Here is a 12,111-nt window from a genome sequence, read left to right as displayed (position 1 = left end):
GCGCCAGGCCTATCAGACGGTGCCCCTGCCGGTGGAGGTCATCACCCCCACCATTGACACCAATAACCTTGCGGCGCTGGGCCTGAACGACATCCTGGTCGAGGCGACGACCAGCTTCAAGGGGTCCAGCAAGGAGCGCATGACCAACATCGCGCTGGCCGCCGAGCGCTTCGACGGCATCCTCCTGGCACCGGGGGAAATCTTCTCGTTCAACAAATACCTGGGTGAAGTGACGGCGGAACAGGGCTTTGCCGAATCGCTCATCATCTGGGGGGACCAGACGGCGGTGGGCATCGGCGGCGGGATATGCCAGGTTTCCACCACGGCCTTCCGTGCCGCCTTCTGGGCCGGCCTGGAGATCCTGGAGCGCTGGGCGCACGGCTACCGCGTGAGCTGGTACGAGCCGCCGGTGGGCATGGATGCCACCGTCTACAGCCCGATGGTGGACTTCAAGTTCCGCAATGACACGCCGGCCTATCTGCTCATCAAGACCAAGACCGACCTGACCAACGGCACCATCACCTTCTATTTCATCGGCACCGACACCGGCAGGACCGTGGAAATGGAAGGCCCCATCACCGAGAATGTCATCCACCCCGCACCGCCGGAGTACCGCGAGGACCCCTCGTTGCCGGCCGGCACCGTCAAACAGGTGGAATGGGAGCGCGATGGGGTGGATGTCACGGTCAAGCGCATCGTCCGCCAGGGCGACACCATCATCCACCAGGACGTCTTCTTCAGCCGCTACCGTCCATGGAGGGCCGTGTTCCTGGTGGGCACCGGCCCTGCCCCAAGCCAGTGATCCCCAGGCCTCTTTCCTGAGCACGGGGAGCGGGGGATGTGGTGTCAGCCACCTGCCCGGCAAATAGAGCGAAGCGCACTCAACACTGTAGCAAAAGGGAGCTGGAATGGGGTCAGTATGGAGCCTGGAAGAGGCAGAACAGCGGTGCGCGGCCTGGCGCGCCGCCGGCAAGCGCATCGTCTTCACCAACGGCCACTTTGACCTCCTCCACCTGGGCCATGTGGATTACCTGCAAAGGGCCCGGGCGCTGGGCGATACCCTGGTCGTAGGGTTGAACAGCGACGCTTCCACCCGCTTGCTGAAGGGGCCGGCGCGCCCCATCGTGCCGGAACAGGAGCGCGCCGCCGTCCTGGCCGCGCTGGCGTGTGTGGACGGCGTGGTCATCTTCGATGCGCCGACGGCGGAGGAGATCGTGCGCCGGCTCCGTCCGGACATCTACGTCAAGGGCGGCGATTGGTCCCCTGACCAGGGGCGCTGGCCGCCGGAGGCCCGCGTTGTCCTGGAATACGGCGGCCAGGTGCAGTTCCTGCCCTATCTCCCCGACCATTCCACATCCCGGCTCATTCAGACGATCCTGGAGCGCTATGGCAGAGGAACAGAGTAGCGGCATCGCCCGCTCCGCCGGCATCATCGCCCTGGGCAACGTCGCCAGCCGCTTGCTGGGAGTAGTGCGGGTCACCATCATCGCCCACTATTTCGGCGCGTCCGGGCTGGTGAGCGCCTTCGAAGCCGCCGCCCGCGTGCCGATGATGATTTACGACCTGCTGGTGAGCGGCATGCTCAGCGCCGCCCTGGTGCCGGTGCTCAGCACCTATGCGGACCGCCGCGATGAGTTATGGCGGCTGGCCAGCATCATGTTCACCCTGATCGCCCTCCTGATGGGCGTGCTGGTCATGATGTTGGAGGCGCTGGCGCCGGCCGTGGCCTGGGTCATGGTCGGCGGCTTCAGCCCGGCCCTGCTGGCGGTCACGGTGCGCCTCATCCGCATTATCCTGCCGGCCACCCTCCTCTTCGGCCTCTCGGGCGTCGCCACCGGCGTGCTGTACAGCCTCAAGCGCTTCACCTATCCGGCCTTTGGAGCGGCGGTATATAACCTGGGCATTATCATGGCAGCCCCGCTGCTGGCCGGCCGATGGGACATCTACAGCCTGGGCGTCGGCGTCCTGGCCGGCTCCCTCTTTCAACTGCTCATCCAGCTCCCCGACCTGGAGCTGAAGGCCCTGCGTCCCCTGCTCGATCTCCGCCACCCAGGGCTCCGCCGCATCGTCAAGCTGTACCTGCCCATCGCCGCCGGCCTGCTCATCAGCCAAGCGCAGATCATCATTGACCGCCGGCTGGCCTCCGGCACCGGGGAGCAGAGCATCGCCTGGATGGCCAACGCCACCCAGCTCATCCAGTTCCCGCACGGCTTGATTTCCGTGGCCATCTCCCTGGCGGTGCTCCCCTCGCTGTCGCGCTTCAGCGCGGCGCAGGATTGGGCCGCCTATCGGCGCACCCTGAGCGCCGGCCTGCGCATGGTGATCACCCTTATCGTGCCGGCCATCGTCGGACTGTACATCCTGGGCAAGCCGCTGGTGCGGTTAATCTTCGAGCACGGCCGCTTCACCGCCTACGACACCCACTGGGTCACGGTAGCGCTGTTCGGCTATCTCATCGGGCTGTTCTTCGCCTCCATAGACTGGCCGCTCAACTATGCCTTCTATGCCCAGCAGGACACCCTGACGCCGGCGGTGGTGGGGCTGTGGAGCGTGTTCGTTTACCTGGCGGTGGCGCTGGGGCTGGTCGGGCGCATGGGCATGCTGGGGCTGGTGCTGGCCGATTCCGCCAAGCATGCCAGCCACGCCGTCATCATGTGGCTGTTACTGCGCCGGCGCGTCGGCGGCCTGGAGGAGCACGTTGCCAGCGCGCTTGCCCGGGCGGCCGGCGCCTCCCTTATCATGGGCGCCGCGGTCTGGTTCTCCTGGCGCTGGCTGGCGGGGATACTGCCGGCCGGCGCACTGGCCGGCCGGGTACTGCACGTTGCCGTGCCGGCGGCGCTGGGCGCCGGCGTTTACCTCGCCGCGGCGCTTCTGCTGGGCATGCAGGACCTGGCCGCGCTCTGGCAGGCGGTGCGCCGGCGGCTGGCCGCCCGCGGGGAGGCCAGGTAATCCATTTGACTTTTGTCCGCAATGTCAGTATGCTATGGCGGAACGGCTGGGACGCCGCCGGCCCGGTCCCTGCACAGGAGGAAATGCCATGTCCGAACTGCTGGAACGGCGTTATTGGCCTATTATCGCCATCCTGATTTTCCTCAATGTGCTGATTTTCGGCTGTCTCATCCTGCTCATTGAGGGCAAGATCGTCCTGTAACGGACCGCACCGACCACTACCGCCGGCGCCCACACTGCCGGCGCGCATCTGATTCGCAAGGGAAGGGAACTGCAGTGAGACATCATCAACCGTCCTCGGGGTTCCGATCATCACCTGAGCGCAGTGCGGTTATCGTGATCCTGCTGTTGAGCGCCCTGCTGACCGCTCTGCTGGCCGGCAGTTCGCCGGCGCTGGCGCGGCGACTGCTCCAGTCGCCGGTGCAGACGCCGACGCCGGCCGCGACCCTCACACCGGCGCCGCCGGCGCAACCCACCCCTGTCCCACCCACCCCTCCCCAGCCGACGCCGGCTCAGCCGGAAGCCGCGCCGACCACTGCGCCCGCCCTGCCGTCGGCGGAGACGCCGGCCCCTGTCCCATCCGGCGAAGTGCCCCAGAGCGCCGAGCCGGCCGGCGGGTTCGACTGGGCGCGCTTCATGGACATCCTCATCCTCATCTTCTCGTACCTCTGGCTGATCTGCGGCATCCTGGTGGTGCTGGCCATTATCGCCGCGGTGATCGTGCTGACCATCCGGAGCCGCCGGCGCGCCGCATCCCCATCGGAGCCGCCGGCGCCGGAAGAGCCAGCGCAAGAGGAATGAGGATGTGACAGCAGAACGCCGGCCGGGTGGTAGATTCCCCTCGTATGCGCTGGCGCTGTTGCTGATTGCACTGGGATTCGCCCTGCGGCTGTGGCACCTGGATTTTCAAAGCATCTGGCGGGACGAGGCCGACTCCCTGGAGTTTGCCTCGTCCCTGGCATCTTTGCGGATGCTCTTTACCCAGCCAGGCCACAACGCCCCGCTCTATTACACCATGCTGGCCGGCTGGCAGGCGATCGCCGGCGGCGGCCTTGTCTCCGGACGCTTCTTCTCCGCCCTGTGGGGGACATGCGGGCTGGCCCTGCTGTGGGCCCTCTGCCGGCGCTTCGTCCACCCGGCGGCCGCCGTATGGGCACTGCTGTTCGCCGCCTGCTCGTCCTTCTGGGTATGGTATTCGCAGGAAGCGCGCGTCTACGCGCCGCTATTGGCCCTCGCCCTGCTGGTCTCCTGGCTCTACCTGGACGCGCTGGAGCGCGGCGGGGTATGGCGCTGGGCCGGCTACGTCTTCGGCATGGCAGTACTGGTCTATCTCCACTTTATGGCGCTCTGGCTGGTGCCGGCCCATCTCCTCATGGGCATTCTCCTGCGGCCCAAGGGGCGCGGCGGCTGGCCGGCCTGGGCTGTGGCCATGGCGGCGCTCTGTCTGCCGGCCGTGCCCTTGGCCGGCTGGGGCATACCGCTCTTGCTCTCATCCTTTCAGACGGGACACGCGCCGGCATCCTGGGGCGATATGACCGCAGGCCTGGCGCTGGGTTTCACCCTGGGGCCCTCCGGCCGCCTGCCGGCTTGGCTCGCTACGCCGGCGCTCTTCCTGGCACTACTGGGCACCGCCGGCATCTGGCTGGCCCCGCGATGGACATGGCGGCGCGTCCCGCTGGCCCTGCTCGCATGGCTGGGTGTGCCGGCCGTCGGGCTGATGGTCCTTTCCACGGTGAAGCCGCTCTTCGCCGAGCGCTATCTGATCTTCACCCTGCCGGCGCTCCTGCTCCTGATGGCGCTGGGCACAGCCTGGCTGTGGCGAGTATGGCGCCCGCTGGCACTGGGGGCTGTGGCGGCCGTGCTGGCGGCGAGCCTGTTGGGTATCGCCGTCCAGGGCACACAGACCATTAAACCCGATTTTCGCAGCGCGGCGCGGTATTTCACGGCGCATCGTCAGGCCGGCGATCTGGTACTGTTCCTCATCCCGCAGGCGCAGGGAACCTTCACCTATTACGCGCCGGCGGAGGAGGCCATCTATGCGCCGGCGCCCTTCGCCAACGGCCTGCCGCCGGCGGAACTGGATGCCGCCATGCGCCGGCTGGTCGGGGGACGCCGCCGCGTCTGGCTGGTGGAATCGGAGCCGGCCTGGTGGGACCGCGCCGGCGCTGTGCGGGATTGGCTGTCCGCTCATGCAGAGAGCTCCCGCGAAATTGCCTTTCACCTCGTCACGCTGATAGAATATACCGGTGTGCAGAGTTCCCCTTGAGACTTGAGAGAGGAGGCAAAGGATGCCGCAGTCACGGGGGAAATGGCCCTGGGGCCGGAAGAAGGTGGGGTTAGCCCTTAGCGGCGGCGCGGCGCGCGGCACGGCACATATCGGAGTGCTGGAAGTGCTGGAGCGCGAGGGCATTCGCCCGGATGTGGTCGCCGGCGTCAGCGCCGGCTCGGTCGTGGGCGCCCTGTACTGCGCCGGCTACAGTGTCGAACAGCTCAAAGCCCTGGCGCGGGATCTCTCCTGGTCCAAGCTGGTGCGTCTGGGGCGCCCTCATCTGGGCCTGTTCGACACCTCCCGCATGGAGGCCTACCTGGAGGAGCTGTTGGCCGGCCGCACCTTTGATCAGCTCTCCATCCCCTTCCTGACGGTGGCGGTGGACCTGCTGACCGCTCAGGAAGTAGTGCTGAAAGAGGGGCGCGTGGCGCGTGCCGTACGGGCGAGCTGTGCGGTGCCGGGCCTTTTCACGCCGGTCGAGTGGAACGATCATCTGCTGGTGGACGGCGGACTGCTGAACAACGTGCCGGTGCAGGTCCTGCGCGATTGGGGAGCCGACTACGTCATCGCCGTCAACCTGCTCCCTCCGTACGCCCGCAACGCCCGGCCGCGCAATCTCTGGGAGCTGTGGATGCTGACGCTCTATACCCTGGAGCGGAGCGCCCATGCGGAGGCCCAACAGGCGGACTGCACCATATACCCCGACGTCATCGAGTTCAGCCTGGCGGACCTGGAACATGCGGAGGAGATGATGGAGCGCGGCCGGCGCGCCGCGGAGGCCAAGCTGGAGCAGTTGCGCGCCGGCCTGCAGACCTCCCCACTGGACGAGCTTCGCCGCAAGCTGGGCGGCATGCGCCGGCGCTAATCCCACAGCGGCACGAGAGCGAAGCGCTCCACATCCACCAATCCCATATCCGTGATTTTCAGCGAGGGAATGACCGGCAGGGCCAGGAAAGAGAGAGTCATGGCCGGGTCCGACAGGGTGCATCCCAACGCCTGGGCGGCCCGACGAACCGCCTCGCCGGCCTCCTGCACCCTTTCCAGCGGCTGGTCCGAGATGAGGCCGGCGATGGGCAGAGGGAGCCGCGCCAAGATCTCCCCCCCATCCGCCACGGCCTGGCCCCCACCCATCTCAGCGACAGCGCGGACCGCCCGGTGCATGGATCGGTCATCAACACCCACCACCACGATATTGTGACTGTCATGGGCCACCGACGATGCAATGGCGCCGCGCTGGAGCCCCATGCCCTGTACCAGCCCCACACCGACGTTGCCCGAGGCGTGGTGGCGCTCCACCACCGCGATCTTCAGCAGATCGCGGGAGACGTCGGCCACAATCTGGCCGGCCTCGACCTTTGGCTCCATGCGCAGGGAATGGGTGATGATCTGGTCCGGGATGACGCCGATGACGCGCACGGCCGTTCCCGCCGGCGGCGCTGGCAGGGCAAATGAGACCCTCTCCCAGGCGATGCGCATGGTAGGCGGGAGGGATGGGGCCGGCGGCAGGGCCAGCTCCTCCACCAATTTGCCGTCTCGCGCCACTAACCGGCCGTCCTGGAACACCATCGCCGGCTGTACCTTTTCCAGGTCCTCCAGCACCACCAGGTCCGCGCGATACCCCGGTGCCACCGCGCCCAGCTCCCACAGCCGGTAATGGCGCGCCGTATGGATGGTCGCCATCTGTATGGCGGCAATGGGGGGCAGGCCGGCGGCGATGGCCTTGCGCACGATATCGTCCAGATGGCCCTCGCGCAGTAATTCCGCCGGGTGGCGGTCATCGGTGCAGAACGAGAACATGCCGGCGTGCTGCGGCGTCACCGCCGGCAATAGGTCCAACAGGTTGCGGGCGGCGGTGCCCTCGCGGATATGGACGTGCATGCCGGCGCGCGCCTTTTCCAGCGCCTCCTGCGTCGTGGTGCATTCGTGGTCCGAGCGGATGCCGGCGCCGATATAGGCATGCAGGTCCTTCCCGCTGAGGCCGGGGGCGTGCCCGTCAATGGGCAGATCGCCGGCGGCCTCCAGCATCTCCAGCACCGCCGGCAGGCGGAACAGCACACCGGGATAATTCATCATTTCCGCCAGGCCCAACACGCGCCGCTCCCCGAGCAGGGCGCGAACATCCGCCGGCGTAACACTGGCGCCGGCGGTTTCCATATGCGTGGCCGGCACACAGGAGGAGACCATCACAAAGACCCGCAGGGGAATGCCTTCGCTGGCGCGCAGGATGTAGCGGATGCCCTCCACCCCCAGCACATTGGCGATCTCATGGGGATCAGCGATGACCGTCGTGGTGCCGCGAGGCACGACGGCGCGGGCGAACTGTGCCGGCGTCACCATGGAGCTTTCCAGATGCACATGGGCGTCAATAAATCCCGGGCAGACGAACGCGCCGGCCAGGTCTATCACTTCCCGCGCCTGGTAGTCCCCCCAACCGATGACATAACCGCCGGCGATGGCGATATCGGCGGGATGAACTTCCCCGGTGAGCACGTTGACCAGCTGGGTATTGCGCAGGAGCAGGTCGGCCGGCCGCTCCCCCCTGGCAACCGCAATGTACTCCTCGCGCTTCATGGCATCCTCCACTGGACTGATGTGTTCGGACGCATCAAAAGTAGCATGAAACTTGCTGTCGGTCAACCGATGCAACTATTGACAATTCTTTAGAAAAGTGCTATACTATTAGCGAGTATAGAGGGCTGTATGCCGGCGGCGTGCCGCCGGCCCACATGTCTCCGCAAAAAGAGGAGAGCCGTACCATGTACAGCGCAATCGAGGTCATTCAACAGCGGCGCACCCTGCGCCGATTCACAACCACAGACATATCCGATGACGCCATCCAGCGACTGCTGACTGCGGCGATGGCCGCCCCTTCCCTGATGGGACGCAAACCCTGGCACTTTGTGGTCATCCGAGACGCGGAGGTTAAAAGGAGGATCGCCGAGGCATTCCGCGTCCATCCGCAGTTGGCCGAAGCGCCGGCCTGGATCGCCTTCCTGGCCGATGTGGGTGCATCGCCGGCCTGGCGCATGGACCTCAGCGCCGCGGTGATGAACACCCTTCTGCAGGCCACGGCCATGGGCCTGGGCGCCACCTGGATCGGCACGGTGGATTCGAAATGGACACCGGGACAGGTGGAAGCCTGCCGGACGCTCTACATCCCGGAGGGATGGGAGCTGTTCGCCTTTGTGGCGGTGGGCAAGCCGGCCGAACAGCGACCGCCCCACGTGCTGGACCCGTACGTTTTTTCCACCCGTGTGCATGAGGGGAAATGGGGCAACCGCCGGCAGGTTCCCTTCCCGCAGTACCGCTCTGAAGGAGGCAAGCAATGAGAACGCGAAAGGGCACGCAAATGTTGCGCACCATATTGGCCCGCCGCACCCATACGGCATTCCAGGACACACCTGTCCCGGAGAGCGCGCTGAATCATATCCTGACCGCCGGCATGCTGGCGCCCACGCGGTTTCATCAACGGCCCTGGCACTTCATCATCCTGCGGGATGCGGAGGTCAAACAAGAGATTGCCAGCGCCCTGCGGCTGAAGCCCTCGCTGGCCGGCGCGCCGGTCTGGATCGCGGTGGTGGCGGAAGAGGATGGGCCGGCGGCCTGGGACCTGGATGCCGCGGCCGCCGCCCAGTCCATGCTGATTGTGGCCACCGCCCTGGGCCTTGGCTCGGCCTGGTTGATGCCGTGGCTCGGCAATCCGGATGCGTTAGAGAGAGTGGAGCAACTGCTGGGCCTGCCGGCGAACATCCATTTGGCCATGATCCTGGCCGTGGGGTTGCCGGCGGAGGAACTGCCGGCGCACCGGGAGGAAGAGGTGTATGAATCCAGCCGGGTGCACCTGGAGCAGGTGCGCCACGTCCCGAGCAGCGCGCCGGCGTGTTGATATTGCCATACGCCTCAGGTGACAGTCACCCCATCGGTGACTGTCACCTGCTTCCGGCGCAAGGCGCGATAGTGGTTTGACATGCGCTCCTAAAGGCAGTATACTCCGTGGTGGAACCACGCCATGCCGGAGGGGGATGAATGGGCAATCGTGCCCATGCCAATATACCTGAGAGCCGTCGACACCCGGGCGAGTATGCCCTGGTGTCGTTTCTTGTTCCTCAGCCACGATAGGAGGCGCGGAAATGGATTCGGCGATGGTGAGCAAGATCGAGAAGGCCAAGCGCTACGCGGAGGAGCCGGAGCGGGTGACCATCACGCAGATGACGGTGCGCTTCAAAGGGGATCATGACGTGCATACGGTGTCGTTTGACCAGGGCAAATGGAGCTGTACCTGTCATTTCTTCTCTCAGCGGGGGGTGTGCAGTCATTCCATGGCGCTGGAGCGCATGTTTGGCGAGCGGTTGATGGAAGCCGGCGCATAAGGGAGCGGCATCGTGAAACGCTGGCAGGTCTGGCTGGGCTTCATCATCAGCGCGTTCTTCCTTTACCTGGCCCTGCGGGGCCTCCACCTGCCCGAGCTGTGGCGGGCGCTCCAGGAGGCTCGCTACTGGTGGATCCTGCCGGGAGTGGTGGTCTACTTCTTCGCCGTTTGGGCGCGCACCTGGCGCTGGCACTACATGCTGAGACCCATCAAACGCGTCCCCCTCCAGCGCCTGTTCCCTGTGGTCGCCATCGGCTACATGGGCAATAACGTTTACCCGGCGCGCGCCGGCGAGGTCATCCGCTGTTACGTCCTGCGCCGCAAAGAAGCCGTCAGCATGAGCGCCAGCCTGGCCACCGTGCTGGTGGAGCGCATCTTCGACGGCGTCATCATGCTCCTCTTCGTCTTCTTCGCCCTGCCTTTCACCCCTATGGAAGCTTGGCTCCAGCGCATCGTCATCGTGGCCAGCCTGGCCTTCTTCGGCGCGCTGGGCTTCTTTTTCATCATCGCCATGCGGCATGACCTGGCCCAGCGCGTGTACGGCTGGGTCATTGACCGGTTGGTGCCGGCGCGCTTCCGGCCCTCCTTGCGCGGCATCATGGACCGCTTCATGGAAGGGCTGGCCTCCCTGCGCAGTGGGCGCGACGTCCTGATGATCTTCGTCACCTCCCTGGTGATCTGGCTGGCAGAGACCGTCAAATACTGGTTTGTCATGCACGCCTTCGACTTTTCCGTGCCGTTCTATGTGCTGATGCTCATGAACGGCGTGGTGAACCTGGCCACGACGATCCCCTCCTCCCCCGGGTATGTGGGCACCTTTGACCTGCCGGGCATCGAGGTCTTGGTGACCTACGGGGTCCTGCGTCCCATTGCCACCGCCTACACGCTGGTTCTGCACGGCGCGCTGTGGTTCCCCATCACGGCGCTGGGCGCCTATTACATGTGGCGCGAGCAGGTGAGCTGGCGTGATTTCGGCGCGGCGGCGCAGAGCGCGCCGGCGGCGCCGGCGGTGGACGCCCCGACCAAACTACACGGATAACATTCACGGAGGTTCGACATGCGGTATATCTCGGTCATTGGTGTGGGCTATGTGGGATTGGTGACCGGCACCTGTTTCGCCGACATGGGCAACGATGTGACCTGTATTGACATCAACGAGGAGAAGATCGCCAAACTGCAGGCCGGCCAGATTCCTATCTATGAGCCAGGGCTGGAGGAGATGGTACGGCGCAACATCGAGGCCGGCCGCCTGCACTTCACCACCTCCTACGCCGAGGGCCTCAAAAATGCCGAGTTCGTCTTCATCGCCGTCGGCACCCCCTCCGGCGTGGACGGAGAGGCCGACCTGAAGTACGTGCGGGCCGCCGCCGAATCCATCGCCGAGGTCATGGACCACCCGATGATCATCATCAACAAGTCCACCGTGCCGGTGGGCACCGGCGACTGGGTGGCGGACATTATCCGCAAAGCGCGCAAGAACGACGTGGAATTCTGGGTGGTGTCCAACCCGGAGTTCCTGCGCGAAGGGTCGGCGGTCAATGACTTCCTCCATCCCGACCGGGTGGTGCTGGGATCCCTGCACCCAGAGGCGGCCAACCAGGTGGCCCAGCTCTACCTGCCCCTGCGCGCGCCCATCATGATCACCGACCTGCGCACCGCCGAGATGATCAAATACGCCTCCAACGCTTACCTTGCCAACCGCATCTCGTTCATCAACGAGATCGCCAACATCTGCGAGGCGCTGGGAGCGGACGTGAAAGAGGTGGCCGCCGGCATGGGCTATGACAAGCGCATCGGCCGCGATTTCCTGGACGCCGGCGTCGGCTACGGCGGAAGCTGTTTCCCCAAGGATGTCAAGGCGCTGGCCCATATGGCCGCCATCCACGGCTGTCATCCCCAGCTCCTGCGCGCTGTGATGGAGATCAACCAGGATCAGCGCCGGCTGTTGGTGCGCAAAGTGCGCGATCTCCTCGGCGGCCTGCACGACAAAGTCATCGGCGTGCTGGGGCTTTCCTTCAAGCCCAATACCGACGATATCCGCGAGGCGCCGGCCATTGAGATCATCCGCCTCATGCAGAGCGAGGGCGCCATCGTGCGGGCCTATGACCCTGTGGCCATGGAGAACGCCCGCAAAGAGTTGGGCGACGGCGTGACCTTCTGCAAAAACCCTTACGAGCTGGCAGAGGGATGCGACGCGCTGGTACTGGTCACCGAATGGAACGAGTTTCGCCATCTGGACCTGGCGCGCATCGCCCGCTCCATGCGCCGGCCGGTCTTCGTGGACGGCCGCAACATGTACGAGCCGGCGGAGATGCAGAGGCTGGGCTTCATCTACCGCGGCGTCGGGCGGGGCTACGGCCCTAACGCCGTCAATAACCCGGGTTCCTGCGGATGAGGCCGGCCCATGCCCATCTACGTCGGGGTGGACATCGTGGAAATCGCTCGCGTCCAGCGCGCTCTGGCGCGCTTCGGTGAGCGATTTCTGGAGAGGGTGTACACGGAAGAGGAGCGCCGGCGCTATGCC

The 12,111-nt window shown here is 65.8% G+C and carries 13 protein-coding genes; 12 read left to right on the top strand and 1 reads right to left on the bottom strand.

Annotation, left to right across the window (positions count from 1 at the left end; all coding sequences use genetic code 11):
• Positions 1-19: 19 nt before the first annotated feature.
• The 6 genes from H5T60_05700 to H5T60_05675 all read left to right on the top strand — a co-directional run bounded on the left by H5T60_05700 (position 20) and on the right by H5T60_05675 (position 6,083).
• Positions 20-802 (top strand): VanW family protein, encoded by a 783-nt coding sequence (locus H5T60_05700; GenBank protein ID MBC7241923.1) that lies wholly within the window; start codon positions 20-22, stop codon positions 800-802.
• 106 nt (positions 803-908) lie between these two features.
• Positions 909-1,406 carry a D-glycero-beta-D-manno-heptose 1-phosphate adenylyltransferase gene (rfaE2, locus tag H5T60_05695; GenBank protein MBC7241922.1) on the top strand — a complete coding sequence of 166 codons (498 nt, stop codon included), beginning with the start codon at positions 909-911 and terminating at the stop codon, positions 1,404-1,406.
• The gene (gene murJ, locus H5T60_05690; protein ID MBC7241921.1) at positions 1,387-2,949 is read left to right on the top strand and encodes a murein biosynthesis integral membrane protein MurJ; all 1,563 of its coding nucleotides are present in this window, start codon (positions 1,387-1,389) and stop codon (positions 2,947-2,949) included. The genes rfaE2 and murJ overlap by 20 nt, the downstream gene beginning before the upstream one ends.
• A 276-nt stretch (positions 2,950-3,225) precedes the next feature.
• Entirely contained in the window at positions 3,226-3,750 is a 525-nt protein-coding gene (locus H5T60_05685) for a hypothetical protein (GenBank protein MBC7241920.1), read from the top strand.
• Between the two features lie 4 nt (positions 3,751-3,754).
• The gene (locus tag H5T60_05680) at positions 3,755-5,215 is read left to right on the top strand and encodes a glycosyltransferase family 39 protein (GenBank protein MBC7241919.1); all 1,461 of its coding nucleotides are present in this window, start codon (positions 3,755-3,757) and stop codon (positions 5,213-5,215) included.
• Between the two features lie 64 nt (positions 5,216-5,279).
• Positions 5,280-6,083 (top strand): patatin-like phospholipase family protein, encoded by an 804-nt coding sequence (locus tag H5T60_05675; GenBank protein ID MBC7241918.1) that lies wholly within the window; start codon positions 5,280-5,282, stop codon positions 6,081-6,083.
• Here the strand turns inward: H5T60_05675 and ade are convergent.
• A complete protein-coding gene (gene ade, locus H5T60_05670) occupies positions 6,080-7,789 on the bottom strand; it encodes an adenine deaminase (protein MBC7241917.1) in 1,710 nt (569 codons plus the stop codon). The two genes, H5T60_05675 and ade, sit on opposite strands and share 4 nt — an antisense overlap.
• A gap of 185 nt (positions 7,790-7,974) precedes the next feature.
• Here ade and H5T60_05665 point away from each other — a divergent pair, with 185 nt between their 5' ends.
• The 6 genes from H5T60_05665 to H5T60_05640 form a co-directional block, all read left to right on the top strand.
• Positions 7,975-8,547, top strand: coding sequence for a nitroreductase family protein (locus tag H5T60_05665; protein ID MBC7241916.1), 573 nt, complete (start codon positions 7,975-7,977; stop codon positions 8,545-8,547).
• Positions 8,544-9,104 carry a nitroreductase family protein gene (locus H5T60_05660; protein MBC7241915.1) on the top strand — a complete coding sequence of 187 codons (561 nt, stop codon included), beginning with the start codon at positions 8,544-8,546 and terminating at the stop codon, positions 9,102-9,104. The genes H5T60_05665 and H5T60_05660 overlap by 4 nt, the downstream gene beginning before the upstream one ends.
• A 244-nt stretch (positions 9,105-9,348) precedes the next feature.
• The gene (locus tag H5T60_05655) at positions 9,349-9,588 is read left to right on the top strand and encodes a hypothetical protein (protein MBC7241914.1); all 240 of its coding nucleotides are present in this window, start codon (positions 9,349-9,351) and stop codon (positions 9,586-9,588) included.
• Between the two features lie 12 nt (positions 9,589-9,600).
• On the top strand, positions 9,601-10,626 hold the full coding sequence (locus H5T60_05650) for a flippase-like domain-containing protein (protein ID MBC7241913.1): 1,026 nt from the start codon (positions 9,601-9,603) through the stop codon (positions 10,624-10,626).
• An 18-nt stretch (positions 10,627-10,644) separates the two neighbouring features.
• On the top strand, positions 10,645-11,982 hold the full coding sequence (locus H5T60_05645; protein MBC7241912.1) for a UDP-glucose/GDP-mannose dehydrogenase family protein: 1,338 nt from the start codon (positions 10,645-10,647) through the stop codon (positions 11,980-11,982).
• A gap of 9 nt (positions 11,983-11,991) precedes the next feature.
• On the top strand, positions 11,992-12,111 hold a 120-nt coding region (locus tag H5T60_05640; protein MBC7241911.1), incomplete at its 3' end, for a 4'-phosphopantetheinyl transferase superfamily protein.

It is taken from the genome of Anaerolineae bacterium (assembly GCA_014360855.1).
Taxonomy (GTDB): Bacteria; Chloroflexota; Anaerolineae; order JACIWP01; family JACIWP01; genus JACIWP01.
The sequence above is the reverse complement of the archived record's forward strand: the minus strand, read 5'-3'. Positions and strand labels throughout refer to the sequence as shown.

Coding starts and splice junctions, on each gene's coding strand:
- rfaE2 (MBC7241922.1), top strand. CDS start 909: ATGGGGTCAGTATGGAGCCTGGAAGAGGCAGAACAGCGGTGCGCGGCC.
- murJ (MBC7241921.1), top strand. CDS start 1,387: ATGGCAGAGGAACAGAGTAGCGGCATCGCCCGCTCCGCCGGCATCATC.
- ade (MBC7241917.1), bottom strand. CDS start 7,789: ATGAAGCGCGAGGAGTACATTGCGGTTGCCAGGGGGGAGCGGCCGGCC.
- H5T60_05665 (MBC7241916.1), top strand. CDS start 7,975: ATGTACAGCGCAATCGAGGTCATTCAACAGCGGCGCACCCTGCGCCGA.
- H5T60_05660 (MBC7241915.1), top strand. CDS start 8,544: ATGAGAACGCGAAAGGGCACGCAAATGTTGCGCACCATATTGGCCCGC.
- H5T60_05655 (MBC7241914.1), top strand. CDS start 9,349: ATGGATTCGGCGATGGTGAGCAAGATCGAGAAGGCCAAGCGCTACGCG.
- H5T60_05645 (MBC7241912.1), top strand. CDS start 10,645: ATGCGGTATATCTCGGTCATTGGTGTGGGCTATGTGGGATTGGTGACC.